This window comes from Brachybacterium paraconglomeratum (genome assembly GCF_039541415.1).
In the GTDB taxonomy this organism is placed as follows: Bacteria; Actinomycetota; Actinomycetes; order Actinomycetales; family Dermabacteraceae; genus Brachybacterium; species Brachybacterium paraconglomeratum_A.
The window spans coordinates 12,299-38,245 of record NZ_BAABGE010000004.1; the positions used below are offsets into that span (position 1 = coordinate 12,299).

The window sequence follows — 25,947 nt, forward strand, 5'->3', positions numbered from 1 at the left end:
CGGCTGCCCCCCGGTCAGAGTCCCGCCGCCCGCTCTCTGCTCGACGGAGCGGTGCCCGCGGTGACTCGCACGCCGGCGCGGTCCAGGTGGGGCAGGGCCAGGTGCAGCTGCTCCTCGATCTGCTCCGCCAGCAGTCGCGAGCGGCCGACGCTGAGGGCCGGGTCGACGTCCACGATGACCTCTGCTTCGAGGCGATGCCCGATCCAGCGGGCGCGGGCATCGTGCACGGCGAGCACCCCGGGCACGACGGCGGCCGCCTCGACCGTGTCCAAGGTGCCGGGCTCGACGCCATCCATCAGGCGGTGGATCACGGTGCGCATCGAGCTGATCAGCACCAGCACCACCATCACGGCGATGACCAGGCCGATGATCGGATCGATCCAGGTGACGCCGAGCCAGGCGCCGATCACGCCGATCACCACGGCGAGCGAGGTGAGCGCATCGGTGCGGGCATGCTGTCCCTCGGCGATCAGCGCCGCGGAACCGATCTTCCGGCCGGCCCGGATCCGGTACCGCGCGACCAGCTCGTTCCCGGCCGCGCCGATGAGGGCGGCGGCGAGCACCCAGCCCAGATGGGTCATATCCCGGGCAGAGGTGAGCGCTCGCACCGACTCCCACACGATCAGCACTGCCGACAGCGCGATCACAGCCCCGATCAGGAGGCCCACCAGGTCCTCCGCGCGCCGGAAGCCGTAGCTGTAGCGACGGGTGGGGGCGCGCAGTCCGAGGCGGAAGGCGATGATCAGCGGGATCGTGGTGGCCAGATGGCCGAGGTTATGAAGGGTGTCGGCGAGCAGGGCGACCGAGCCGCTGAGCGCGACGATGGCGATCTGCAGCAGTGCGGTCGCGCCCATGCCGGCGAGGCTCACCCAGGCGGCGCGGATGCCGATCGCACTGGATTCCTCGGCAGTGCGGATCGCGTCGCCATGGTCGTGGCTGTGCGGGGTCAGGGCGTGCCGCAGCCGCGCCCAGAGGCCAGCACCGTGGTCGTGGTCGTGGTCGTGGTCGTGGTCGTGGTCGTGGTCGTGCGGGTGCGGGTGCGGGTGCGAGTGAGCGGATGCGGGGAGCTGGGACACGCTGTCAATCTATCTGCGTAGACATGCAGATAGCAAGATCTGCGTACGATGGAGACATGCATCCCGCGCCCGTCCATCCGGTCCCCGACGACGAGCATGCTCAGATCGCCGCAGATACCTTCCGGATGCTCGCGGACCCCACCCGGGTGAAGATCCTCTGGGCGCTCTTCGGGCAGGAGTCCAGTGTGAATGCGCTCGCCGAGGCGATCGGGGCGACGCCCGCCGCCGTGAGCCAGCACCTGTCCAAGCTGCGACTGGCCGGGCTGGTGCAGAGCCGCAAGGAGGGCACGTTCGCCTTCTATCGCGCCTCGGACTCCCATGTGCGCCGGCTGCTCACGGAGACCCTCTCGCACGCCGAGCACGTCACCGGCGCGGCGGCGGGGGATGACCCTCACGGCTACTGAGCGGTGACTGCCGGAAGGCATCTTGCCCAGTGCTGTCCTGCAGGCGTTGAGATCTCAGATCTCAGATCTCAGATCTCAGATCTCTGGCCGCCGAGCCTCCCTGCTCTGAGCCTCGCGGTCCCTCGCCGACCCGAACTTCGCTGGCCCTCCTCACCCCGAGCCTCGCTGCTCGGAGCGCAGGAATCAGAGCGCACGAAAGAACCCCTCGTCGCACCTTTCGGTGCCACAAGGGGTTCTGGACTTCGGTGCGCCCGGAGGGATTCGAACCCCCAACCTTCTGATCCGTAGTCAGATGCTCTATCCGTTAAGCTACGGGCGCTTGTTGGCTGGACCAACCTGAACTACTTTAGCGGCCCGCACAGATCGGCGCCAATCCGGGAGCCATGACCCTGCTCACACGGCTCCCGGACGGCTCATCTCGGTGAAATCACCACCCGGGATTCTGCGGAGGCTGCTGACCCTGGCCGGGCTGATTCGGCCCAGGCTGACCCTGATCTGGCTGACCCCACTGCTGGCCGCCCTGATTCTGCGGACCGCCCTGCTGACCCCACTGGGGGCCACCCTGCTGACCACCCTGCGGAGCCGGAGGCGGGGACATCTGGCCCCACTGCTGCCCGCCCGGCTGCTGCGGGGACGGGGGAGGTGACCCCTGGCCCCACTGCTGGCCCCACTGCTGGCTGCCCTGTGGTGCTGCCGGAGGCATCGCGCCGGACGCGGCGCCGGGCACTGCTGCCCCATAGCCGCCAGGCATCCCGGAGCCGCCGGTGCCGCCGCCCTTGTTCTTGCGCGCACGGATCACGAAGAAGGCGACTGCTGCCAGCAGCAGGAGGAGGAAGAATCCGAGCACGAGCACCACGATGATGACGATCACCCAGGGGAACCCGCCGGCGTCGGCACGGATGTCGACTCCCGCCGCCACCTCGTTCAGGTCCGTGAAGGTGACCGAGCTGCCGTCGACCGTGCCGCCCTGGGACTCGATGATCTCGCCGGGGAAGGTGAAGGTCATCCGGAAGTCGAGATCGATGCCCGCCAGCTCGGGAGCGCCGAGGTCCTGCCCGATGCTGCCGCTGCCGTCGATCACCAGGTGGTATTCGCCGTCTGCCTCGGTGAGGGAGAAGCCGTCCCCGAAGTTGTCACTGGTCATGACGCCCGTGACGAGGCAGCCGAGCTGACCGTTCTCCTCATAGGGCTCGACGGAGGGAGCCAGCTCCCCGACCACCGACAGCTCACCCTCCATCTCGGAGCACAGCTCCTTGGCGGAGCTGTAGAGGCCGGCGGCGAACTCCTCGTCCATCGCGAAGTCGAAGGTGACGTTGATGGTGTCGGCATCCTGGATGTCGAAATCCGCGTGGATCTTCCCGCACCCGGCGAGGACCATGAGGAACGGCAGGAGGAGGACGGAGACGATTCTGCGCCGTATCGAGATGCTGCTGGTCATGGGGCCCCCATCGGGTGGATCGCTGGATCAGTGCACGGCGTCCATGGCAGTGCTCGTCGCGATCAGAGTACCCGGGCAGGGGCGGGTGCGCAGTGGGGAGAACTCCCCATCACGCCGGTCAGTCGGTGACTGCTTCCAGAGCCAGCGACTACTTCCAGAACATCAGCATGCCGCCGCCGACCATCAGCACACCGAAGCCCACCGCGAGGTTCCAGTCGCCGATCGGCAGCGGGAGCTGACCTGCGGAGATGTAGTAGGTGACCAGGTAGAGCAGGCCCAGGATCAAGAACACCACCGCAGTGGGAGCAAGCCAGGCGGGGTTCTGGGTCGCCATGGCGACTCGGCGGCCGGTGCTGCGAGAGCTCTCCGCGGCAGCGGCCTTCTTCACCGAGGTGGAACGGGTGGAGTCCTTGGCCTTCTCGGTGACTTCGCCGCCCTTGGTCGTGACGGGATCCTTGCCGCCGGAGGCCTTGGGCCCCTTCGACCTCTTCGCGACCGGGTCCTTCGCGGAGCGTCCTGAGGGTGCCGCGCCCTTGGCCGTGGTGTCCAGGGTGGCAGAATCCTTCGCGCTCGTCGTCGCCTCATCGGCAGGGGAGGCGATGAGATCCTCCGCAGCGGGCGCGGGAGACTTCGAGGCGGCCTCGGCCTTCGAGTTCGACGTCGTCTGAGCGGACGACTTCTTCCTGCTCCTGGCCATGTGACAGTGCTCCCTCGAGGCGGCGATGTTCGCGGGCGTGCCGCGCAGGTCCACAGGTGCGAACCTTGGCCTAGGGTAATGCTCGTCGGGCGAGGGTGCGAAGCGAGGAGGGGTGATGGACGCAGACGGTGTGGACCCTGTCTCTGAGCGACCCTCCGAGCAGCCTTCCGAGCGACCCTCTGTGCGACCCTCTGTGCGACCCTCTGTGCGGCCGTCCGAGCCTCGCTCCGAGCGTCCGTCCGAGAAGCCTTCCCAGCGGCTCTGGGGAGGTGCCCGAGGTCGAGTCGGCGTGGCCGTGGTGATGGTGCTGTGCGGGGTCCTGTTCGCCACCACTGCACGGCTCTCCGGAGGTGGATCCATCCGTGACGAGAGCAGCGACGTGGTCGGGGTGCTCCAGGAGCGCGGTCGAGATATCGAGCAGCTCGCGCAGGAGAATTCCGAGAAACGTGCCGAGATCGAACAGCTGCGTGGTCGCAGCGCCGGTGCGGAGACCGTTGACCGCACCGCGCAGATGTCCGACGCCGTCGGCCTCAGCGAGGTCAGCGGCCCCGGCCTCCAGGTGACCCTCACAGATGCTCCGAACAGCGCACTGGGCTCGATCCCCGGCACCGAGCCCAACGACCTCGTCGTCCACCAGCAGGACCTCGAGTCCTATATCAACGCCCTCTGGGCAGGCGGGGCAGAAGCGATGATGCTGCAGGACCAGCGGGTGATCAACGGCAGCGCCTTCCGCTGCGCCGGGAACACCCTCCTGCTCGAGGGCAGGGTGTACTCCCCGCCGTTCGTGATCACCGTGATCGGCCCGGTGGACGAGATGACCGCCGCGCTGGATGAGGCGTCGGGCGTCCAGGTGTACCGCGAATGGGTGGACCACGTGGGCCTGGGCGAGAAGGTCGAGGACCTCGAGGACACCACCCTGCCCGCCTTCCAGGGCTCCCTGACCGTCGACGCGAAGGTGATTCGATGACCCCCTCCCATCGACGGCGGCGCGGCGGAGGCCTCATCGGCATCCTCGGCGAGCTGCTCCTCACCATCGGCGTGCTGCTGCTGCTGTTCCTGGTCTGGCAGCTGTGGTGGACCGATGTGGTCGCCGATCGTGAGCAGGCCGGCATCATCGACGGCCTCGAGCAGGAGTGGGGTGAGGTCGACGCCGAGCAGATCGCGCCCCGGCAGGACGGACCCCCGCCAGTGGTCGAGACCCCTGCGGACACCATGGTCTGGGGCAAGATGCATGTGCCCGCCTTCGACCGCCCGGCGTTCCCCCTCGCCGAGGGTGTGAGCCTCGAGGAGGTGCTGAACGTCAAGGGCGCCGGGCACTATCCGGAGACCGCCCTGCCGGGAGAGGTGGGCAACTTCTCGGTGGCCGGCCACCGCAACACCTACGGCCGAGTCTTCGAGGACATCGCCCGCCTCGAGGCCGGGAACGCGATCGTGGTCGAGACCGGTGACGCCTTCTATGTGTATGAGGTGACCGAGTCGCTGATCGTGCAGCCGCAGGACGTCGAAGTGATCGCCCCGGCGCCCGGGCAGCTCGGGGTCGAGCCCACGCAGCAGATGCTCACCCTCACCGCCTGCCATCCGATGTACTCCGCGCGGGAGCGATACATCGTCCACGCCGAGTTCGCGTACTGGACCGACCGGGCCGACGGGATCCCCGAAGCCCTCGCGGCCGGGGCTGAGGGCTCCGACGGCGGAGCGTCTGATCAGGGTGCAGCCGATACAGGGGCATCCGGTGCACGGACATCCGACGAAGGGGCAGCCGACGGCGGGCTGGCAGTGGAAGCGGCAGCGCCCGACAGCGTGCCCGCGATCCTTGAGGAGGAGAACTGATGTACGGCTGGCTGTTCCGTCATCTGCCCGGGCCGCTGTGGGCGAGGATCCTGCTCACCGTGGTGCTGCTGGCAGTGGTCATCGTGGCGCTGTTCGGCTGGGTGTTCCCGGCGATCGCGCCCTTCATGCCCTTCAACGACGGGCTGGTCGGCGCGCTGCAACCCGGGACCGGCAGCCTGCTCTCCTGAGCTGCGCCCCACCAGGGAGCCCGGGAAAGAGCATCAGCCTGCGGTCCTGAGCTGTGCCCCACTGGGGGCCGGGAGAGAGCGTCAGCCTGCGGTCATCAGGGGCTCGAGGCCCGCGGAGCGTTCGACCGCGTCGATCCCGTCGCACAGCTCGAGGAAGCGGGCGAGCATCAGATGCCCGTTCTCGGTGAGCACCGACTCGGGGTGGAACTGCACCCCGTGCAGGGGCAGCTCCCGATGAGCCAGGCCCATCACCATGCCGTCGGCCGTGCGGGCAGTGACCTCGAGCGTGGCAGGGATCGTCTCCGGCACCACGGTGAGGGAGTGATAGCGGGTCGCGGTCATCGGGGAGGGGACCCCGGCGAAGACGCTGGTGCCCTGATGGGTGAGCTCGCTGGTGCGACCGTGCATCAGCTGCGGGGCATGGTCCACGGTGGCGCCGAAGAACTGTCCGAGCGCCTGATGGCCCAGGCACACCCCGAGCATCGGCACCGTCTGTGCGGCGCAGGCGCCGATCACGTCGAGCGAGCGCCCGGCGGTGGTCGGGGTGCCGGGACCGGGGGAGACGAGCACACCGTCGAAGCCTCCGAGGTCCACGGCGCCGTCGGCGGTCAGCGGCACCTCGTCGTTGCGCACCACGACCGTCTCCGCGCCCATCTGCTCGAGGTATCCCACGATGGTGTAGACGAAGCTGTCGTAGTTGTCGACCACCAGGATCCGGGCGGATCGGGGCGTGGTGCCGGCAGCCTCCCCAGGGCCTGTAGTGCTCTGGTCAGCCGTTTCCATTGCCGCCCCCATTGCCCTTCCCTTTTCCGTTCCCGTTGGTGCCCTGTGCGCTGTCATCCCCGGCGCCGGGATCCTCGGTGGGATCCTCCGTCGGCGTCGTGCTCGGGGTCTCCGAGGGAGCCTCGGTGGGCTCGTCCGTGGGTGTGGGCGGGGGCGTGGTCGGATCCGGGGTCGGCTCGGGGCCCGAGGAGACGACGACCTTGATCGTCGCCCCGCGATCGGCCTGCTCGTTCGCGCCGGGCTCGGTGCGGATCACCTGGCCCTCCGGCACGGTCGCGGAGAACTCGGTGGCCGGCTCGGTGCCGAAGCCGCCGGCTTCGGCAAGCGTCGCCTGCGCCTCCGCGAGAGTGCGTCCGGCAACGTTCGGGACGGTCACCGGTCCGGGCGCCGCGGCGACCACGAGGTCCACGCTCGAGCCGTAGGGCACCAGGCCGCTGCCTGCGGCGGGAGTCTGCGAGAGCACGGTGCCGGGATCTTCCTCCGCATCCTCTCGCTCCGAGGGCTCGGGCACCACGAAGCCGCGGGACTCGAGAGTCTCCTTGGCCCGGTCGAACTGCGTGCGCTCGACGTCGGGCATCTCGACGTTGCCGGAGGCGAGTCGCACCTCCACTGCGGAGCCCTTCTCGACGGTGGCGCCGCTCAGCGGGCGGGTGCTGGAGACGGTGCCCTGCTTCTGCGGGACGTCCTCCGTGTCCCCCTCGGTCATCGTCAGGCCAGCGGCCTCGAGCGCCTCCCGTGCAGCGTCACGGGTCATGCCCTCGAGGCCGTCGGGCACCGTGACCGATTCGGGCCCGGCGGAGACGGTCACCGCGATCGTCGCACCGACCTCGACCTCGTCGCCCTCGGCCGGGGTGGACTCGATGACCAGCCCGGCCTCGACGTCCTGCGACTCCACCGTGGTGAACTCGGGCTTGAGGCCGACATCGCTCAAGATGGTGCTGGCAGATTCCTCGGTTTCGCCGACCACTGCGGGCACCGCGACCATTTCGGGACCGCGTTCGCCGAAGGGCTGGAAGATCGCGATCGCGGCACCCGCCAGCGCCAGCAGGGCCACGATCACCAGGATGATCAGCCACCAGGGCCGCTTGCGCTTCTCCTCCTGGACCTCGTCGGCCGTGCGGAGCGCGAGCGGGCCGGTGGCAGGGCTCGGCGCGGAGCCTCCGCTCCAGTTCTGGGCCTGCATCGCGGCGGTGGCGCCCATCCCGGCAGCACCCGCCCCCGCAGCGCCCAGTCCCGCGGCGCCGATCGCGGGCAGCGCCTCGGTGGCATCACCGATCGAGCTCAGCACGGTGGTGGCCTCGCCGTCGCTGCCGCGCGGCACCGCGCCGCCGACCAGGGCCGGGGCGCGGCCCGCGACGACGGTGGCGATGTCGCGGGAGAAGGCGACCGCACTGGGGTAGCGCTCCTCGCGGTCCTTGGCCAGGCCGGTGAGGATCACCGCATCCAGCGCGGGCGTGATCGCCGGGTTGTAGGCCGACGGAGCCAGCGGCTCCTCGCGCACGTGCTGGTAGGCGATCGAGACCGGGGTGTCACCGGTGAAGGGCGGGCGCCCGGTCATCATCTCGAACATCACGCAGGCGGCGGAGTAGATATCGGAGCGGGCGTCGACCAGCTGGCCGCGCGCCTGCTCGGGGGAGAGGTACTGGGCGGTGCCCATCACGGCCTGGGTCGCGGTCATCGCGCTGGTCGCATCCGCGATCGCGCGCGCGATCCCGAAGTCCATGACCTTCACCGCGCCGGCCTCGTTGATCATGATGTTGCCGGGCTTGATGTCCCGATGCACGATCCCGGCACGGTGCGAGTACTCCAGCGCGCTGAGCAGCGCGGCCATGATCTCGCCGGCCTGATGGGCGTCCATCGGGCTCTCGGGCGTGATGTGCTCGCGCAGGGTGTCCCCGTGCACGTACTCCATCACGATGTAGGGGATGGTGACCTCGGCCCCGGTGATGGTGGTCTGCTGCTCCTCACCGGTGTCGTAGACGGCGACGATGGAGGGATGGTTCAGCGAGGCGGCGCTGTGGGCCTCGCGGCGGAAACGTTCCTGGAAGTTCGCGTCGCGGGCCAGGTCGGAGCGCAGCACTTTGACGGCCACCGTGCGGTGCAGGCGGGTGTCCTGTGCGATGAACACCTCGGCCATGCCCCCGGTACCGAGGATCTTGCCCAGGCGGTACCTGCCGCCCAGGACCACGTTCTCTTCGCTCACTCCACACCCGTCCTCGTGCCGTGGTCGACACCGACCGATTCGACCATGGTAGTAGCTGACGTGGTGTCACCTGCCCCGACGTGAGCCATATCCACTCCGGCCCAGGCCGTGATGCTGGCCTCGATACCGTTCCCCATGCCGGTTCCGCCGCCTGCGGCAGGGAAGGGCAGCAGCCCCAGCCCACCCAGCACCGCAGCGATGATCGCGACGACCACCAGCAGCAGCAGGACGAACCCGGGCAGGGACATGCCGGCGACCTTCCGCCCGGTGGTGGAGGTGCCGTGGACCGTGCGGGACGACGCGGCGGTGTCCACGTCGTCGAAGGCGCCGACCCCGAAGGCACGCTCCGGACCGTTCGTGCCGTTCGAGCCGGTGCTGTTCGCACCCTGCCCCTTCGATCCCGCGCCGTGCGGCCCCTGGCCGGTGGTTCCCGCGGGCTGCGAGGACCGTTCAGCAGCCGCCGAGTCCCGCGCGGAGCGGGGAGCAGGAGCCGGTGACAGCGCCGAGCGGGCCGAGAGGACGGACCGCCGCGGTGCGGAGCTCGCCGAGGCGGCGGACATCGCGGAGGGTCCCGAGGCGGCGGAGCGGTGACGGATCCCGCGGCCGCGGCCGGAGAGCGGCAGCGGCATCGCGGCGGTACGGGTCCCGGTGGGCGAGGCCCCGTGGCGGGGGCTGTCGGCCGACGGCGAGCCTGTGGACGGCGAGCTCGCGGAGGAGCTGTCGCGCTCGGCGCCAGCGCTGTCGGCGCCGCCACGGCGCCGGATCCGATTCTCCCCGGTCCAGTCGTGATCCTCGACCCGGGTCACCGGAATCGCACCGGTGCTGAAGCGCGGCTCGACCCCGCGCTGGATCGCTTCGAGGATGCGCGCGACTGCCGCCGCCGAGCGGGGACGGTTCGCGGGAGCCTTGGCCAGCATCATCATCACCAGGCGCCGCAGATCTGCGGAGATCACCTCGGGCAGCTCCGGGGGCTGCTGCTTGACCTGCGCCATCGCGATCTCGACCTGGCTGGAGCCGGTGAAGGGGCGGCGGCCCACGAGCATCTCGTAGCCCACGATGCCCAGCGCGTAGATGTCCGAGAGCGAGGTGGCCTGCTTGCCCATCGCCTGCTCGGGGGAGAGGTACTGGGCGGTGCCCATCACCAGCCCGGTCTTCGTCAGCCGCGCCTGGTCCTTGCTGCGCGCGATGCCGAAGTCGGTGATCTTCATGGACCAGTCGTTCTTCTCGTCCACCAGGATGTTCTCCGGCTTCACGTCCCGGTGCACCACACCCTTGGAGTGGGCGGCGTCCAGCGCCCGCGAGAGCTCGATGAGCAGGGTGATGACGCGCTTCTCCGGCAGCCCGCCGGGATTCTCCTCGATGATGTCCGACAGCGGCCTGCCCGGGCAGAGCTCCATCACGATATAGGCGCGGCCATCGAGCTCGCCATAGTCGTAGAGCGCAGCGATGCCGTCATGCGAGAGCGCGGCGGTATGACGGGCCTCGGCACGGAAGCGCTTGAGGAAGCCCTCGTCCCCCGCATACTCCTCGCGCAGCACCTTGATCGCGACCTCGCGGTCGAGCTCCTGGTCGCGCCCCTTCCAGACCTGTCCCATCCCGCCGGTGGCGATCAGCGACGTCAGTTCGTAGCGTCCTTCGAGCACGAGCCCTGGTGTGGTCCTCATGGCTGGATCACCGCCTCCATCACGTCCTTGGCGATCGGCGCCGCAGTGCGCGAGCCGTATCCGCCCTCCTCGACCAGGACCGCCACGGCGATCTTCTGGTCTCCCTGCTGTCCATATCCCACATACCAGGAATGGGGGTCACGATCCTCGCCCCACTCCGCGGTGCCGGTCTTGCCGCCGACCTCGACGCCGTCGATCGCGGCGGCTGACCCCGTGCCGTCCTCGACCACCCCCACCATCATCTGCCGCATCTGCGCGGCATTCGCGGCAGTGAGGGGCTGGCCCAGCTCCTTCGGGCTCAGCTCGGCGACGCTCGAGAGATCACTGGTGCGCACCGACTGCACCAGCTGCGGCTCCATCACCACGCCATCGTTCGCGAAGGCCCCGGCGACCATCGCCATCTGCAGCGGCGTCACCCGGGTCTCGTACTGCCCGATCGAGGTGGTGGCCAGCTGCGCCGGATCCAGGTCCTCGCCGATCGTCGACGGGGTGACCGACAGCGGGATCTCGAGTCGCTGCCCGAAGCCGAAGCCGGCGGCGGTCTCGCGCAGCTGCTCGTCGCCGACCTCCTGCCCGAGCATCGCGAAGGAGGTGTTGCAGGACTGGCGCAATGCGTCGGCCAGGGTGGAGACGTCGTCCGGGCCGCACGGCTCGGTGCCCCCGGAGGCGCGGTTGTTCATCACCGCCGAGGAGTTCGGCAGCTGATAGGTGCCGGGGCCTGGGATCTCGGTCTCGGCCGTGTACTGCCCGGACTCGAGCGCCGCAGCGGCGACCACCAGCTTGAACGCGGAACCCGGCGGATAGAGGTCACCGCCGATCGCGCGGTTGGTCAGCGGCCGCTCGGGGTCCTCGTTCAGCTCGGTCCAGGCGCGGCTCACCGCAGCGGTGTCATGCGAGGCGAGCAGGTTCGGGTCGTAGCTCGGGGCGGAGACCATCGCGAGCACCGCGCCGGTCTCCGGGTCCAGTGCGACCACGGATCCGCGGCGCCCGTCCAGCGCGTTCCAGGCAGCCTCCTGGGCAGCGGCATCGAGGGTGAGCTCGACGGTCGCGCCCTGCCCCTGACGGCCCGAGAGGATCGCGGAGATGCGGTGATAGAACAGTGCGTCGGCCTCTCCCGAGAGGGTGTCGTTCAGCGAGCGCTCGATCCCGGTGAAGCCATAGACCACCGAGTAGTAGCCGGTCACCGGGGCATACATCTGGCCGGGGTCGTAGCCGCGGAGGTAGCCATAGGTGTCCCCGGACTCCCGGGAGCTCGCGATGGCGGTGCCATCCACCACGATCGGGCCGCGATGCTGCCCGTACTCGTTGTACACGGTCCGGTCGTTCTGGCCATGGGCGTTGAGCCGTCCCTGGGCGACCACCTGGAAATAGGTGGTCGAGGTGAACAGCAGGATGAACAGCACCCCGGTCACCAGCCAGACGTGGCGCAGCGGCTTGTTCATGCGCTCACCTCCTGACCTGCGCGCTGGCCTGCGCGCGGGGGCGGTGGCGCGGTGGCGCCCTCGATCTGCCGGGCGGCGGGCCGACGGGCCGCATCGGACAGCCGCATCAGGATCCCGGCGATGATCCAGTTGCACACCAGCGAGCTGCCGCCGGCGGCGAGGAAGGGCAGGGTCAGGCCGGTCAGCGGGATCACCCGGGTGACGCCGCCGACGACGACGAACACCTGCAGGGCCATCACGAAGCCGAGCCCGCCGGCCAGCAGGGTCCCGAACCCATCGGAGATGCCGACGGCGGCGCGGATCGCGCGCTGCACGAGCAGCAGGTAGAGCAGCAGCAGGGCGAAGGCGCCGACCATGCCGAGCTCCTCCGCGAAGGAGGCGAAGATGAAGTCCGACTCCGCATGAGGCACTACATCCGGACGGCCCTCCCCGAGCCCGGCACCGGTCAGCCCGCCGTTGGCGAGGCCGAACAGGCCCTGGCTGATCTGCTCGCAGGAGGAGTAGTTCGCGCTCGAGAGGGGGTCCAGCCAGCAGGTGATGCGGGTGCGCACATGACTCATCTGGGTCGCGGCGAAGATCGCGGGGGGCAGGAACATCACCGCCCCGATCACCAGCCAGCTGAGCCGGTCCGTGGCCACGTACAGCATCACCACGAACAGGCCGAAGAACATCAGCGAGGTGCCCAGGTCGGTCTGGAACACCAGCACCGCCATGGCGAAGCCCCAGGCCACCAGGATCGGTCCGAAATCGGACCAGCGGGGCAGCTGAATGCCCAGCACCTTCGGCCCCGCGAGCGCGAGGGTGTCGCGGCGGGAGACCAGGTAGCCGGCGAAGAAGATCGCGAAGGCGATCTTGGCGAGCTCTGCGGGCTGGAAGCTGTAGCCGGCGATCGAGATCCAGATCTTCGAGCCGTTGCGGGCCGAGCCGATCACCGGAACGAGCGGCAGCAGCAACAGCACAGCGCCGACCACGGCGCTGATCCAGGTATAGCGGCGCAGCCGCCGGTGATCCCGCAGCACCACCAGCACGGTGATGCAGAGCGCTGCGCCGAGCACCGCCCACAGCATCTGCCGGCCCGCGCTGCCCGAGCTGCGGATCCCGTAGATCTGGTTCGCTGCGTGGATGCTCTCGATCATCGCGATGCCCAGCAGGTTCAGCAGCACCACGATCGGCAGGATCACGGGGTCGGCATAGGGCACCCGCCACATCACGGCGATCTGCAGGGCGAGCGCGATCACGGCCGCGCCGATCCCCACCTGGAGGAGGTTCTCGGGCAGCGCGTCATAGCGGCCGAGGCCCACCAGCGCGTAGGCGCCCACCCCGATGACCACCGCGAAGAGCAGCAGCAGGCCCTGGGTGAGGCGACGCGGACGAGCGGTGTACGAGACGATCGTGGCCACTACGTCGCCTCGCCCTCATCGGGGGGCGGGATCGTGCGGTCCGCACGGGAGGGCAGGGGCTCCATATCCCCGGCGGCGTCCTCTTCGAGGCCGCCGGCGTCCGAGGCGCCACCGGCGTCGGACGGCGCGGGGGAGACGGCGGGAGGCGGCTGGTTCGCGAGGGCGGCCTGCTCGAGCCGATCGATGATCTGGTCGGCGGAGGGACGGTCGGAGGCATTGATCGTGCTCTCCACCTGCTGCCGGGTCACCTCGGGCAGGTCCTCGAGCTCGATATCGGTGACCTCGACCGGATCGGACAGCGAGATCGGCCCCAGGTCCTGCGAGATCCCCTGATAGAGGACCACCCGGGTGCCATCGGTGCCGACATAGAACTGGCGCTGCGACCAGGCGTAGCCCGCCCAGAGCAGCCCGCCCAGCAGGGCGATCAGCAGCATCAGGGCCACCAGCGCCGGCCAGGGGCTGCGTCGCGGCGGCTCCTCCGCGGAGAAGTCCTCGTCCTCGTAGGGGACTTCGGGCTCTTCCCGGGTCAGGGCCGCGGCCTTCGCGGCGGGCCCGGAGGCCGTCGTCGGGGCATGGCGGTTGCGGGCCGCGGAGCCCACGATCTGCGGGCTGGTGGAGGGGGCCTCGACGCCGCGGGCGAGGGTGTCGAGATCGACCACGTCGGCGATGATGCAGGTGATGTTGTCGGGGCCGCCGCCCTTCAGCGCGAGCTGGATCAGCTCCTCGGCGCACTCCCCGGGATCCTCGATCTCCTTGAGGGTCGCGTCGATGGTGCCCAGCGAGACCAGGCCGGAGAGTCCGTCGGAGCAGAGCATCCAGCGGTCGCCCGGATGGGCGGGGCGCAGCGAGAGGTCCAGCTCAGGGTCGGCATCCACATCGCCGAGCACCCGCATCAGCACGGACCTCTGCGGATGGCGCTCGGCCTCGTCCTCGGTCAGCCGGCCCTCATCCAGCAGGCGCTGCACGAAGGTGTGGTCCTTGGTGATCTGGGTGGTCTCGTCCCCGCGCAGCAGGTAGGCGCGGGAGTCGCCGATGTGGGCGAGGGCGAACTTGCCCTCCGCACGCAGCAGAGCGGTGATGGTGGTGCCGAGGCCGCGCAGCTGGGGCTCATCCCGGGCGCGCCGCAGGATCTCCTGATTGGCCGCGAGCACGCTCTCCTCGAGAGTGGCCACGATGTCGGAGGCAGGGGTCTCGGAGTCCAGCTGGGCGAGCCGGCCGATCGCGACGGATGAGGCGACGTCGCCGCCGGCGTGGCCGCCCATCCCGTCGGCCACCACCAGCAGGTGGCTGCCGGCATAGGCGGAGTCCTGGTTGTTGGACCGCACGAGGCCTACGTCGGAGCGGGCGGCGTACCGCAGGGCGATGCTCATCGCGGTCCTCGTCTCAGTTCGATCTCGGTGCGGCCGATCCGTACCTGGGCCCCGGGCCGGAAGGGCACGGCGCCCTCGATCCGGCGGCCGGACACCAGGGTGCCGTTGGTGGAGCCCAGATCCTCCACCATCCACTCGCCCTCGCGCTGGAAGACGCGGGCGTGGCGGTTGGAGGCGTAGTCGTCATCCACCACCAGGGTGCATTCCGGGGCGCGCCCGATGAGGATCGGGGTGGAACCCAGCGTCAGCGAGGTGCCGCGCAGGGGGCCGGCGGTGACGACCATCGCCGCCTGGGTGACCTCGGGGTCTGTACGCAGCTGGGGCGGGCTGCCCGCTTCGGAGGCGGCGCCGCCGATCGGCCCGGAGGCGGGGCGCTGCTCGCGCCGCGGATCCCGGCTCGAGCGGGTGACCACGGTGGTGCCGAAGAGGTCGTTGCGCAGCACCAGCACCACCACGATCACGAAGATCCACAGCGCCAGCACGAAGCCCAGGCGCAGGGCGACCAGGGTCAGTTCGCTCATAGGGCGTTCACCAGCCGACCGAGCCGGCAGCGGGGAGCAGCACGGTCAGGCGGGTGCGGCCGATCTTCAGCAGCGAGCGGTCATGCAGGGCGACGGGCGTGCGGATTCGCTCGCCGTCGACGAAGGTGCCGTTGGTGGACCCCAGATCGGTGGCGATCAGGGCCGAATCCGCCTCGACCCGCAGTTCGAGGTGATGGCGGGAGACCCCGGTGTCCTCGAGGATGATGTCCGCGTCGCCGCCGCGACCGATCACCGTGACCGGACCGGTCAGCAGGTACTGCTGCCCATCGATCTCGATGATCGGGCTGCCGCCAGCCCCCGCCTGCGCAGCGCCGGTGGCCGGGGCCACGCTGCCGCGCTCGGTGCGGGACTCGGTCTCGAACCGGCCGGTGCGCACCTCGTCATCGCTGGCGAGTTCGATCGAGACTCCGCCGACGAACATATAGCGCTGCTTATCGGCATGTTCGGTGAGCACCCGCTGCAGTTCGTCGAGCAGGGTGTCCTGCCAGGAGTCGAAGCGGTCGTAGTCCTGGGAGTGCAGGTAGATCGTGTAGACGTTGGGGGCGAGGGTCCGGGTGCGGTCGAGCACCTGGATCTGGTCATCGCACTCGCGCTTGAGCCCCTGCGCCAGGTCGAGCGGCTTCAGCTGGCCGCGGCCGGGCGAGAAGACGCTCGTCACGCCGCGGTCGAGGCCGCGCTCGATCCGATCCAAGATCCCCACGATGGTCCTTCGCTCTCGCAGTGGCCGACAGGTCCGCGAGCGCCGCTCGACTCGGTGGGTCGAAGAGGCTGCTCGCCACCAGATCGTATCGCGAGAGCAGGTCCAGGCTGGGGCCGCCGGGCGGGGGAGCGGCAAGGAAATCGTGCAGGGCTCGTGAAGAGGTGGGCCCAGAAGGAGAGGGGGCGACTGTGCCGCCCCCTCTCAAGCTGGCCCTGCTGCTGATCTCGAGGCCGGTCCAGCGTCTCCCCTGCGGCCACCCCGCGGTCCGGTCCGGGCGATCCGTCAGCGGTCCGGCGCCTCAGTAGATGAGCACCCGGGTCCCCTTGACGAACCAGTCCCACCTCCACAGCATGTTGGTCGCCCCGACGGAGAGGCGGCAGCAGCCGTGGGAAGCCGGGTAGGACGGGATCGAGTTCGATCCGTGGATCGCCCAGCCGCGGTCGTAGTACCCGGGGCGGTAGAGGTTGCCCAGCGGGCCGCTCTGCCACCCGCTGCTGTAGAGCGAATACATCCGGAAGTCACCCTTGGGAGTGGTCGCCGTCTTCCAGCGGCCACCCGAGTAGTAGCGGTCACCGCTGCCGGTCGAGGTGTTGAAGGCGTAATGGATGTTTCCCTGGGTGGCGATGAGGAGCTGCTTCCTCAGGTCCACCTCGAAGCCGACCCCGCCGGTGATCCTGCGGGCGGGCTGGACACCGCGCGAGATCGCGGAGTACGTCTTGGGGCCCACGACGCCGTCCGCCACCAGGCCCGCGGCCTTCTGCAGGGCGAACACGGACTGCTGGGTCATATGGCCGAAGGAGCCGTCGACGGCTCCGAGCCAGTACTTGAGGTTCGCCAGGTTCTGCTGCAGCGAGCGGACAGCCGACCCCCGGTTGCCCCTGCGGAGCGTGGGCGGGGCCGCTGTCGCGGCGCCGGTGCCCCATGCCAGACCGGCGCCCAGCGTGCCCACCCCGAGCAGCAGGGTGCGGCGGGACGGCGCAGCGATGGGCAGCAGTGGCTGAACGGGCCGTTCGGGTCTTCGGGTGATCTCCAGATAGGTCATTCTTCCCCCTCATGCAGGTACCGGCGGTGCGGTGCACCGTGGCTCCGGGATGCTCGTGCTTGAGCGATCGGGACCATCATGCATGAGTCAAGAGAAGGTAAACAAGAGTAAAAACAGCCAGGTTGCAACGTTTCTGATGGGTAGTGCGCGACACCCCTGGTGAGGGCGACATAGCGGACATGTCACGAATGTGTGACGGCAGGAGGTTGGCGTCCAGGGATTTATGGACATCTGTCGGGAGTGGTGGTGCAGGGTCCTCCGGAGGGACCGCAGCGGATGTGCCATATTGGAGCGTGTGGAGACTGAGACCCCGCCCGAGATCCCCGTCGACATCGACTTCGCGCATGCGCTGGGGGTGTCCGACACCGAGCACACCCTGCATCTCCAGGGCGATGACGCGCAGATCTGGGACCTCGCGAGCGTGTCCAAGCCCCTCGCCGCGCTGGGCGCCCTGATCGCCGTGGACCGCGGCCTCGTCGACCTCGACGAGCCCGCCGGGCCCGAAGGCGCGACCGTGCGACATCTGCTCGCCCACACCGCCGGGTACGCCTTCGACGGGGACGAGACCGTCGGCGCGGTCGGCGCTCGCCGCATCTACTCCAACACCGGCTTCGAGGTGCTCGCCGCGCACCTCGAGGACGCCACCGGCTACGACTACGCCGACTGGATGGAGCAGACCGTCATCGCCGGGCTCGACCTCACCGACCTCGAGGTCGCCGGCTCGCCGGCCGCCGGCTATCGCGGTTCGATCCGCGACCTGCTGGCCGTGGGCCGGGAGCTGCTGGCCCCCACCCTGATCCCCGAGGGCCTCTGGCGCGAAGCGACGACTGTCCAGTTCCCCGGGCTCGCAGGGATCCTCCCCGGCTACGGGCGGCAGAAGCCCAATGACTGGGGATTGGGCTTCGAGATCCGGGGGGCGAAGGATCCGCACTGGACCGGAGCGCACTCCTCCCCGGAGACCTTCGGACACTTCGGCCAGTCCGGCTCCTTCCTCTGGGTGGACCCGGCCGCCGGGCTCACCGCGGCCTTCCTCGGCGCGCAGCCGTTCGGGCCGGAGCACGTGCGGATCTGGCCCGGCCTCACCGACCAGGTCCTTGAGCGCTGGGGCAACGGGGGCGGGACTGCGCGATGAGCGCACTGGATCTGCTCGACGACTTCGGCTTCGAGGCGGCGGCGATCGTGCTCGGCCGAGAGGGGGAGCGGGAGCGCCGGGGGGATGTCCAGCTGCAGCGCCCCTGGCGCTCGGTCACCAAGACGCTCACCGGCTGCGGCGCCGCCCTGGCGCTGCAGGCGGGATATGTGGACCTCGAGGACTCGGCAGGCCCGCCCGGCGCAACGCTCCGCCACCTGCTCGCCCACGCCTCGGGCTACTTCTACGAATCCGAGAGCACGCTGCAGGCCCCCGGCCTGCGCCGCCACTACTCCAACTACGGCATCGACGAGGCGGCCCGGCACATCGAACGGGCGCTCGGCCGGGAGTACGGAGACTGGATCCAGGAGCGCATCGCCGGGCCGCTCGGCATGGAATCCCTGCACTGGAGCGGCTCAGCCTCCGTCGGCGCCCATGGCTCCCTCACCGATCTCGCGCTCTTCGCCGCCGAGCTGCTCCAGCCCACCCTGCTCGAGCCGCGCTGGTTCGCCGAGTACACGGGCGTGCAGTTCCCCGAGCTGGTGGGCATCATGCCCGGCTTCGGCAAGCAGAGCCCGAACCCCTTCGGGCTCGGCCTCGAGGTGCGGGGCGCCAAGTCCCCCCACTGGACCGGCGCCCGCAACAGCGCGAGCACCGTGGGCCACTTCGGCATGCGCGGCACCGCCTTCTGGGTGGACCCGGTCGCCGGGCTCGCGCTGGTGGTGGGCACCTCCCACGACTTCTGCGACGCCCACCGCGAGCTGATGCCGCGCCTGGCCGACGCGGTGCTCGAAGACTTCGCCCGCTGAATCGCCCGCTGATTCGCCGGCAGACTCCCCAGCTGGGCAGCCCTGCGCGGCCAGCCCGCTCGGGCGCCCGTGCTCAGGCGTTGTGGACCAGCGGTCCGGCCGGGTCGCGCCAGCCGGCGAGCACCTCGAGCATCCGCACCAGGCGCACCGTGGCCTGCACGTCATGGACCCGCAGGATGCGCGCCCCGTGGCGGACGGTCCATGCCGCCGCCGCGAGCGAGCCCTCCAGACGGTCCTCCTTGGGCAGGCCGAGCGCCTCGCCGACGAAGTCCTTGCGCGACAGCGCCGCCAGCAGGGGCATCCCGAGGGCGGCGTACTGCTCGAAGCCGCGCAGCATCTCGAGGGTCTGCAGGGTGTTCTTGTTCAGGTCCGGTCCCGGATCCAGCACGATCCGCTCCCGCGGGACCCCCGCCTCGAGAGCCCGAACCCTGCGAGCGGCGAGGAAGTCCCGCACTTCGGAGACCACATCCTCGTACTGCGGCTGGGGGAGCGGCCGACGGGGCTGCGCCGCCGAATGAGTGATCACCAGTGAGGCTCCGATCTCGGCGACCGTCGCCGCCATCAGCGGATCCGAGAGCCCGGTGGTGTCGTTGATGAGGTCCGCCCCAGCCTCGACCGCGGCCCTGGCCACGGCAGCATGGAAGGTGTCGACCGACAGCAGCACAAGCGCGGGCAGCTCGCTGCGCAGCGCAGCGATCACCGGGACCACCCGCTCGATCTCCTCCTCGGCCGGCACCGGCTCGCCGGGGGCGAACTTCACCCCGCCCACGTCGATCAGATCCGCCCCGGCGCGGGCGGCGTCGAGACCGGCGGCCACCGCGGCCTCGAGCGCCCAGGTGCGGCCCTCGTCGAAGAAGGAGTCGCGGGTGCGGTTCACGATGCCCATCACCAGCACCCGTCGGGTGGTGTCCGGCAACGGCCGGGGAGCGATGGGGTGCGACGCCGAGAAAGCTCGTGCAGGGACCGCTGAGGCGGTGGATGGAACATCCAGCAGTCCCTCGGGGGCGGGCGATACAGTGGAATCGACCACGGGGGCGCGGTGTGACGCGCTCTCGTCCAGTGTGTTGTTCATGGTCTGTTCCTCCGCAGTTCAGGCCAGGTCTCCGCGTCTTTGAGCGGTGCCCGACCTGCACTACGTTAGGCCTGGACACAGAAGTGCACAATCCGGCTGCGTCGTCCTTCGCACGCCGGGACTTTGACCTGATGGAGGACTCTCGAGATGAAGATCGTCGTCGCCGGTGGAGATGGATTCTGCGGTTGGCCCACTGCCCTGTACCTCTCGCAGAAGGGCCACGACGTCACCATCGTGGACAACCTGGTGCGCCGCGAGATCGACGAGGAGCTGGGCTCCAACTCGGTCACCCCGATCCTCGAGCTCGAGGAGCGGGTGGCGGTGTGGAAGGAGGTCTCCGGCAAGGACATCGCCGTGAAGATCGCCGACCTCACGGACTATGACGCCGTCGCGTCGATCTTCCAGGAGATCGAGCCGGAGTCGTTCGTGCACTTCGCCGAGCACCGCTCCGCGCCGTACTCGATGATCGACCGCGAGCACGCGATCGAGAACCACCGCAACAACATCGAGGGCACCCTGAACGTGCTGTGGGCGATCAAGGACTTCGCCCCCGACTGCCACCTCGTCAAGCTCGGCACCATGGGCGAGTACGGCCAGCCGAACATCGACATCGAAGAGGGCTGGCTCGAGGTCGAGCACAAGGGCCGCAAGGATCGCCTGCCCTTCCCCAAGCAGCCCGGCTCGTTCTACCACCTCACCAAGGTCCACGACAGCGACAACATCATGTTCGCGTGCAAGATCTGGGGCATCCGCGCCACCGATCTGAACCAGGGCGTCGTCTACGGTCTGGAGACCGACGAGACCCGCCTGGATCCCCGTCTGGTCAACCGCTTCGACTACGACGCCGTCTTCGGCACCGCGCTGAACCGCTTCATCGTGCAGGCGGCCATCGGCCACGACCTCACCGTCTACGGCAACGGCTCCCAGACCCGCGGCTACCTGGACATCCAGGACACTGTGCGCTGCATCGAGATCGCCTGCGAGAACCCCGCGGACGTCGGCGAGTTCCGCGTCTACAACCAGTTCACCGAGCAGTTCTCGGTCAAGGAGCTGGCCGAGAAGGTGCAGAAGGTCGCGGCCAGCCTCGGCAACGAGGTCGAGCTCGCGACCACCGAGAACCCGCGCGTGGAGAAGTACGACCACTACTACAACGCGGTCAACACCAACCTGCTCTCGCTGGGCCTGGAGCCGCACCTGCTGACCGACGAGCACCTCGCCGAGGTCCTCAATGTCGCGATGAACAACACCGACCGGGTCAAGCGTGAGCTGGTCATGCCCACCGTGACCTGGAAGTGATCGCCACCCCGTGAAGATCGCGATCGTCACGGAGACCTTCCTGCCGTCGGTCGACGGCGTGGTGACCCGGCTCCGCCACGCCGTCGACCGTTTCACCGAGCTCGGGCACGAGGTCATGGTGATCGCCCCGGACCTCGGGGTCACCGAGTACCGGGGTGCGCGGGTGGTGGGGGTCAAGCCCGTGACCCTGCCGTTCTACAAGCACCGCCGGTTCACGCTGCCGAACCCCACCGTGGACGGCATCATCCGGGGGTTCCACCCGGATGTGGTCCACGCCGCCCAGCCGCTGCTGCTGGCCTCCTCGGGGGCCTTCGCCGCGCATCGTCAGCGGATCCCGCTGGTCGCCAGCTATCACACGCATATCCCGCGCTACCTGGACCTCTACCGGGCCTACCGCTGGGGCAAGCGCCCCGTGTGGTGGCAGATCCGGCGCAATCACGCGCTCGCCGACGTCAACATCGCCACCTCCGAGACGATGAAGGCAGAGCTCGCGGAGCACGGGATCCAGAACCTGCACGTGGTGCGACGCGGCGTGGACACGCAGACCTTCCATCCCCGTTTCGCGTCGGCGGAGATGCGGGAGCGCCTCACCCAGGGGCACCCGGAGAAGAAGCTGCTGGTGTTCGTGGGCCGGCTCGCCGCCGAGAAGGAGATCCATACCCTGCGGCCGATGATGGAGCGGCGCCAGGATGTGGCGCTCGCGATCGTCGGGGACGGCCCCTACCGGCGCGAGCTCGAGCAGCTCTTCGCCGGCACCTCGACGCTGTTCCCCGGCTTCATGGAGGGGGAGGAGCTCGCGAGCGCTTTCGCGAGCGCCGACGGGTTCATCTTCCCCTCGGTCACCGAGACCCTGGGCCTGGTGATCCTCGAGGGGATGGCCTCCGGGCTCCCCGTGGTCGCTGCCCGCTCGGGGCCGACGATGGAGCAGGTCACCGACGGGCTGGACGGCCTGCTGTTCGACTCCGGCGACGAGGCGAGCCTGGATGCGGCGCTGGCCCGGCTCGGCGATGGGGAGCTGCGCGGACGCATCCGCGAGGCTGCCCGTGCCGAGGCAGAGAAGTTCTCCTGGGAGAACGCCTCCGATGACCTGCTGCGCTACTACGAGATGGCGATCGAGAAGCACGCCGCGGGGATCGCCGGCTGACGTTCGGTCACCCTCTGACTTCGGGACATGCTCTGACTTCAGGTCACGCTCTGGCCCCCGGCGCGCGGGGGATCGCCTCGATCAGCTGACGCGTGTACGCAGAGCCGGGCGAGGCGAACACCTCCGCGGCGGGGCCCTGGTCCACGACCCGGCCCCGCTGCAGGACCGTCATCGAATCGGAGATCTGTCGCACCAGGCTCAGGTCGTGGGAGATGAACAGCATCGTCAGCGCCGGGTCCTCGGCGCGCAGCGCGAAGAGCAGATCGATGATCTGCGCCTGCACGGTGACGTCGAGCGCGGAAGTGGGCTCATCCAGCACCAGCGTGGACGGGGAGAGGATCAGCGCCCGGGCGATGGCGACGCGCTGACGCTGCCCTCCGGAGAGCCGGCCGATGAGCCTCGCCGCAGCCTCCTCGGAGATCCCGACCTGTCGCAGCAGCGCCTGGGCGCGGGTGCGCGACTCCGCCTTCGTGGTCCCGCCGATGCGCAGCGGCTCCGCGACCAGGTCGACCACGCGGCGGCGCGGATCGAGCGCGGCCAGCGGGTTCTGGTACACCAGCTGGAGCGCGGACGGATCGGGGTTGACGGCGGCGGGAGTGCGCGGCCGCGGCGTTCCCGAGACCTCCACGGTGCCGGTGTCGAAGGCAGTCAGCCCGGCGATGATCCGGGCGAGGGTGGTTTTCCCGGATCCCGATTCTCCGACCAGCGCATGGATCTCGCCGCGCCGCACCGTGACGTCGACGTCCTCGAGCACCCGGTGGGCGCCGTCGAAAGACTTCGACAGTGCGGTGACCTGCACCGCGGCTCCGCTCGCAGTGCCCTCCCGCCGAGTCTGCAGCGCGGCCCGCGCCGTCGCGTACTTCTGCGGCGTCATCGCGGGGACGTCACGGAACAGCTGCAGCGTGTAGGGGGCCGACGGGCTCGCGACCACCTGCGCGGAGGCGCCCTGTTCGACGACGCGGCCGTGCTGCAGCACGACCACCCGATCGCTGCGCTCCGCGGCGAGGGACAGGTCATGGGTGATCAGCAGGACCGACAGGGACAGCTCCTCGCGCAGCTCCTCGAGGAGGTCCAGCACCCGCTTCTGCACCGTGACGTCGAGGGCTGAGGTGGGCTCGTCCGCGACCAGCACGCTCGGATTCCCGGCGAGGGCGCCGGCGATCAGGACGCGCTGGAGCTGTCCGCCGGAGAGCTCATGTGGATATGCCGCGAGCTTCCGCCCCGCATCGGCGATGTGCACGGTCTCCAGCAGCTCCCGGGCGACCCGTCGCGCCTCCCGCTCGGGGACATCGCGGGCCTGGCGCACCGATTCGGAGACATGCCCTCCGACGGTCTGCAGCGGGTCCAGCGAGCCCAGCGGATCCTGCGGCACATAACCCAGGATGCTGCCTCGCACCGCCTGCCAGCCACGCTCGCCGAGGCGGGAGACGTCCTGGCCGAGCAGGTGGACGCCGCCGGTCAGCCAGCGCGCATTGTCCGCGAGCAGGCCGCTGATCGCGGAGGCGATCGTGGTCTTGCCCGACCCGGATTCACCGACCAGCGCGGTGGTGCTGCCGGTGGGGACCTCGAAGGACGCCTCGATGACCGTGGGGACGATGCGACCACCGCTCGAGTAGCCGATGCTCAGGGCATCCACCGAGATCGCGGGCGGTGCAGTGACCGCAGACGGCGCAGCGTTCGTGGGACGCGCAGTGGCCGTAGTCGCCACGGCGGCGGGGAGCGTGAGATCGAGATCGAGATCGAGGTCGTGGGTGGTCATGCGGTGGTCCTCCGGATCCTTCCCAGGACACCCTGCAGATGGGATGCCGCAAGCACGGTGATGACGATGACCGCTCCGGGAGCGAGGAGCAGCCAGGGGGCGGAGAGCAGGTACTGCCGGCCCTCGGCGACCAGGAGCCCCCACTCCGGGTGTGGCGGCACCGCGCCGAAGCCCAGGAAGCTCAGCGAGGAGATCCAGACGATCGAACCGCCGAACTGCAGCGGGATCAGCGAGGCGACCGGACCCACCGCGTTGGGGAGGATGTGATGGATCAGGGTGCGCGAGCGCGAGGAGCCCTGATGCTGCGCCGCCTCCACATAGGAGGAGGTGCGCACGGTGAGCACCTCCGCACGGGTCACCCGGGCGAAGCTCGCGATCGAGGAGATGCCCACGGCGATCGCGGCATTGATTGCCCCGAAGCCCAGGGCCACGATGATCACCATCGACAGCAGCAGGCCCGGCACGGACAGCAGCACATCGATCAGTCGGCTGACCACCGCGTCGACCCAGCCGCCCAGGTAACCCGAGACGATGCCGAGCGCGAGACCGCCTGCAAGACCCACCGCGACGGCGACGGCAGAGGCGCTGAGCGAGGTCCGCGCCCCGTGGACGATCCGGGTGTAGAGGTCGCGGCCGAGGTAGTCCGTGCCCAGCCAGTGGGTGAGCGAGGGGCCATCCAGAGCCTGCGCGGTCGCAGCGCTGAGCGGGTCGCCAGGGGCGAGCAGAGCGGGTGCGAGGACCGCGATGACCAGCAGCGCCAGCAGCAGCATCGCCGCGATGTCGACGACGCCGAGAGAGGCCAGACCGGGGGAGATCCGAGCCCGGGAAGCCGGGCCACGGGAGGCGCGGGGTGGCGCAGGACGTGTCGAGGGTGCCGTCGGGGAGTGGATGCTCGTCACGGGGTCACGCTCCTTCGGTCAGGACGGGCTGGGCGGGCTCGGCAGAGCGAGCAGGCCGGTCGGGCTGGGCGGGCTGGGCAGAGCGAGTGGCCCGGGCGTCGGCTCCCAGGCGGGACTCTGTGATGCTGATCCGGGGGTCGATTACCGGGTACAGCAGGTCCGTGGCGAGGTTGATCAGCGAGTACAGCGAGGAGACCAGCAGCACCACGGCGAGCACGATGGGTCCGTCCTGCGAGCGCACCGCCTGCTCGGTGACATATCCGAGCCCTGCGCGGTGGAAGACCGATTCCACGATCACGGAGCCGGCGATGAGATCCGCGATCGTCAGGGCCAGCAGGGTCAGCGCCGGGATCGACCCGTTGCGGATGACATGCCGGGCGGCGATCGACCCCTGGGACAGGCCCCGTGAGCGGAGCACCCGGACGAAGGGCCTCCCATTCGCCTCGGTCAGCCCCTGGATGAGCACCTGGGTGATCGAGGGGCTGGCGGCGATGCCGAGGGTCAGCGCGGGGAGGATCAGGCTGGACAGACTCTCCGTGTCCAGAGACGAGACCCAGCCGAGCTGGTAGGAGAAGATCTGCAGCAGCAGCAGACCGATCAGGAAGCTGGGCGTGGCCAGGGACAGCGCCGGCACCAGGCGGGCGAGGCCGCGCACCGGCTCCCAGGGGGCGAAGACCGCGAGCAGCCCCACCGAGGCCGCGATCACTGCGGCGACGACCAGCGCCGCGAGGGCGAGCAGCAGCGTCGAGCCGAGCCCCTGCATCACCATGTCGCTCACGGCGCGGCCGGTCCCCAGCGAATAGCCGAGATCGCCCTGGAACAGGCGCCCAACCGTGATGAGGAACTGCAGCAGGGCAGGCTGATCGAGGTTGTAGTACTCGATGATCGCCTTCGCCTGCCCGGGCGGGATCGGGTTCTGGGGGTTGTCGAGGCGGTTGGCGACCGGATCGCCCGGCAGGGCGAACAGCACCCAGTAGGTGAGCAGGTAGGTGATGGCCACGACCAGCATGGCCTGGAGGATCCGGGTGATGAGATAGCGGGAGCGCATGGTGGGGGTTCT

The 25,947-nt window shown here is 69.8% G+C and carries 24 protein-coding genes and 1 tRNA gene; 8 read left to right on the forward strand and 17 right to left on the reverse strand.

The features are described from left to right. Positions 1–14: 14 nt before the first annotated feature. The gene (locus ABD893_RS04630; RefSeq protein ID WP_345076382.1) at positions 15–1,076 is read right to left on the reverse strand and encodes a cation diffusion facilitator family transporter; all 1,062 of its coding nucleotides are present in this window, start codon (positions 1,074–1,076) and stop codon (positions 15–17) included. Positions 1,077–1,132: 56 nt separating this feature from the next. On the opposite strand from ABD893_RS04630, the gene ABD893_RS04635 reads away from it, so the two are divergent. After that, positions 1,133–1,480 carry an ArsR/SmtB family transcription factor gene (locus ABD893_RS04635; RefSeq protein ID WP_345076383.1) on the forward strand — a complete coding sequence of 116 codons (348 nt, stop codon included), beginning with the start codon at positions 1,133–1,135 and terminating at the stop codon, positions 1,478–1,480. A 246-nt stretch (positions 1,481–1,726) separates the two neighbouring features. Here the strand turns inward: ABD893_RS04635 and ABD893_RS04640 are convergent. From ABD893_RS04640 to ABD893_RS04650, 3 genes are all read right to left on the reverse strand, one after another. Further along, positions 1,727–1,799, reverse strand: a tRNA-Arg gene (locus tag ABD893_RS04640). A gap of 108 nt (positions 1,800–1,907) precedes the next feature. Then, positions 1,908–2,918 carry an LppM family (lipo)protein gene (locus ABD893_RS04645; protein ID WP_345076384.1) on the reverse strand — a complete coding sequence of 337 codons (1,011 nt, stop codon included), beginning with the start codon at positions 2,916–2,918 and terminating at the stop codon, positions 1,908–1,910. 148 nt (positions 2,919–3,066) lie between these two features. Beyond that, complete coding sequence (locus tag ABD893_RS04650; protein ID WP_345076385.1) at positions 3,067–3,615, reverse strand: cell division protein CrgA; 549 nt, start codon at positions 3,613–3,615, stop codon at positions 3,067–3,069. Between the two features lie 289 nt (positions 3,616–3,904). Between ABD893_RS04650 and ABD893_RS04655 the strand changes: the two genes are divergently transcribed. Genes ABD893_RS04655 through ABD893_RS04665 form a run of 3 tightly spaced genes read left to right on the forward strand, consistent with a single transcriptional unit; the run spans position 3,905 to position 5,633 of the window. Then, entirely contained in the window at positions 3,905–4,582 is a 678-nt protein-coding gene (locus ABD893_RS04655) for a DUF881 domain-containing protein (protein ID WP_345076386.1), read from the forward strand. Then, a complete protein-coding gene (locus ABD893_RS04660) occupies positions 4,579–5,445 on the forward strand; it encodes a class E sortase (RefSeq protein WP_345076387.1) in 867 nt (288 codons plus the stop codon). Before ABD893_RS04655 ends, ABD893_RS04660 begins: the two co-directional genes overlap by 4 nt. After that, a complete protein-coding gene (locus tag ABD893_RS04665) occupies positions 5,445–5,633 on the forward strand; it encodes a hypothetical protein (RefSeq protein WP_345076388.1) in 189 nt (62 codons plus the stop codon). Before ABD893_RS04660 ends, ABD893_RS04665 begins: the two co-directional genes overlap by 1 nt. An 81-nt stretch (positions 5,634–5,714) precedes the next feature. Here the strand turns inward: ABD893_RS04665 and ABD893_RS04670 are convergent, their stop codons facing one another. The 9 genes from ABD893_RS04670 to ABD893_RS04710 all read right to left on the reverse strand — a co-directional run bounded on the left by ABD893_RS04670 (position 5,715) and on the right by ABD893_RS04710 (position 16,779). Continuing rightward, positions 5,715–6,416: an aminodeoxychorismate/anthranilate synthase component II gene (locus ABD893_RS04670; RefSeq protein ID WP_345076389.1), complete on the reverse strand. Its 702-nt coding sequence runs from the start codon at positions 6,414–6,416 to the stop codon at positions 5,715–5,717. Next, positions 6,403–8,619, reverse strand: a complete 2,217-nt coding sequence (gene pknB, locus ABD893_RS04675; protein WP_345076390.1) for a Stk1 family PASTA domain-containing Ser/Thr kinase — start codon at positions 8,617–8,619, stop codon at positions 6,403–6,405. Before pknB ends, ABD893_RS04670 begins: the two co-directional genes overlap by 14 nt. Continuing rightward, positions 8,616–10,283, reverse strand: coding sequence for a serine/threonine-protein kinase (locus tag ABD893_RS04680; RefSeq protein ID WP_345076391.1), 1,668 nt, complete (start codon positions 10,281–10,283; stop codon positions 8,616–8,618). The genes pknB and ABD893_RS04680 overlap by 4 nt, the downstream gene beginning before the upstream one ends. Beyond that, entirely contained in the window at positions 10,280–11,725 is a 1,446-nt protein-coding gene (locus tag ABD893_RS04685; protein WP_345076392.1) for a peptidoglycan D,D-transpeptidase FtsI family protein, read from the reverse strand. The genes ABD893_RS04680 and ABD893_RS04685 overlap by 4 nt, the downstream gene beginning before the upstream one ends. Next, complete coding sequence (locus ABD893_RS04690) at positions 11,722–13,125, reverse strand: FtsW/RodA/SpoVE family cell cycle protein (protein ID WP_345076393.1); 1,404 nt, start codon at positions 13,123–13,125, stop codon at positions 11,722–11,724. Before ABD893_RS04690 ends, ABD893_RS04685 begins: the two co-directional genes overlap by 4 nt. Further along, a complete protein-coding gene (locus ABD893_RS04695; protein WP_345076394.1) occupies positions 13,125–14,495 on the reverse strand; it encodes a PP2C family protein-serine/threonine phosphatase in 1,371 nt (456 codons plus the stop codon). Before ABD893_RS04695 ends, ABD893_RS04690 begins: the two co-directional genes overlap by 1 nt. Continuing rightward, complete coding sequence (locus ABD893_RS04700; protein ID WP_345076395.1) at positions 14,492–15,016, reverse strand: FHA domain-containing protein FhaB/FipA; 525 nt, start codon at positions 15,014–15,016, stop codon at positions 14,492–14,494. Before ABD893_RS04700 ends, ABD893_RS04695 begins: the two co-directional genes overlap by 4 nt. 7 nt (positions 15,017–15,023) lie before the next feature. After that, positions 15,024–15,737: an FHA domain-containing protein gene (locus tag ABD893_RS04705; RefSeq protein ID WP_345076396.1), complete on the reverse strand. Its 714-nt coding sequence runs from the start codon at positions 15,735–15,737 to the stop codon at positions 15,024–15,026. 298 nt (positions 15,738–16,035) lie between these two features. Beyond that, positions 16,036–16,779, reverse strand: a complete 744-nt coding sequence (locus tag ABD893_RS04710; protein WP_345076397.1) for a L,D-transpeptidase family protein — start codon at positions 16,777–16,779, stop codon at positions 16,036–16,038. 295 nt (positions 16,780–17,074) lie between these two features. On the opposite strand from ABD893_RS04710, the gene ABD893_RS04715 reads away from it, so the two are divergent. Together ABD893_RS04715 and ABD893_RS04720 are read left to right on the forward strand one after the other, a co-directional pair. Continuing rightward, complete coding sequence (locus ABD893_RS04715; RefSeq protein ID WP_345076398.1) at positions 17,075–17,911, forward strand: serine hydrolase domain-containing protein; 837 nt, start codon at positions 17,075–17,077, stop codon at positions 17,909–17,911. Continuing rightward, complete coding sequence (locus ABD893_RS04720; RefSeq protein WP_345076399.1) at positions 17,908–18,717, forward strand: serine hydrolase domain-containing protein; 810 nt, start codon at positions 17,908–17,910, stop codon at positions 18,715–18,717. Before ABD893_RS04715 ends, ABD893_RS04720 begins: the two co-directional genes overlap by 4 nt. Positions 18,718–18,790: 73 nt before the next feature. Here ABD893_RS04720 and folP read toward each other — a convergent pair whose 3' ends face one another. Continuing rightward, the gene (folP, locus tag ABD893_RS04725; RefSeq protein ID WP_345076400.1) at positions 18,791–19,789 is read right to left on the reverse strand and encodes a dihydropteroate synthase; all 999 of its coding nucleotides are present in this window, start codon (positions 19,787–19,789) and stop codon (positions 18,791–18,793) included. A gap of 147 nt (positions 19,790–19,936) precedes the next feature. On the opposite strand from folP, the gene ABD893_RS04730 reads away from it, so the two are divergent. Together ABD893_RS04730 and ABD893_RS04735 are read left to right on the forward strand one after the other, a co-directional pair. Then, entirely contained in the window at positions 19,937–21,085 is a 1,149-nt protein-coding gene (locus ABD893_RS04730) for an NAD-dependent epimerase/dehydratase family protein (RefSeq protein ID WP_345076401.1), read from the forward strand. 10 nt (positions 21,086–21,095) lie between these two features. After that, positions 21,096–22,229, forward strand: a complete 1,134-nt coding sequence (locus ABD893_RS04735) for a glycosyltransferase family 4 protein (RefSeq protein ID WP_345076402.1) — start codon at positions 21,096–21,098, stop codon at positions 22,227–22,229. 43 nt (positions 22,230–22,272) lie between these two features. Here ABD893_RS04735 and ABD893_RS04740 read toward each other — a convergent pair whose 3' ends face one another. The 3 genes from ABD893_RS04740 to ABD893_RS04750 are packed head-to-tail and all read right to left on the reverse strand — an operon-like array spanning position 22,273 to position 25,935. After that, positions 22,273–23,988, reverse strand: a complete 1,716-nt coding sequence (locus ABD893_RS04740) for an ATP-binding cassette domain-containing protein (protein WP_345076403.1) — start codon at positions 23,986–23,988, stop codon at positions 22,273–22,275. Further along, positions 23,985–24,887: an ABC transporter permease gene (locus ABD893_RS04745; protein WP_345076404.1), complete on the reverse strand. Its 903-nt coding sequence runs from the start codon at positions 24,885–24,887 to the stop codon at positions 23,985–23,987. The genes ABD893_RS04740 and ABD893_RS04745 overlap by 4 nt, the downstream gene beginning before the upstream one ends. Before the next feature lie 4 nt (positions 24,888–24,891). Beyond that, positions 24,892–25,935, reverse strand: coding sequence for an ABC transporter permease (locus tag ABD893_RS04750; RefSeq protein WP_345076405.1), 1,044 nt, complete (start codon positions 25,933–25,935; stop codon positions 24,892–24,894). Positions 25,936–25,947: the final 12 nt, after the last annotated feature.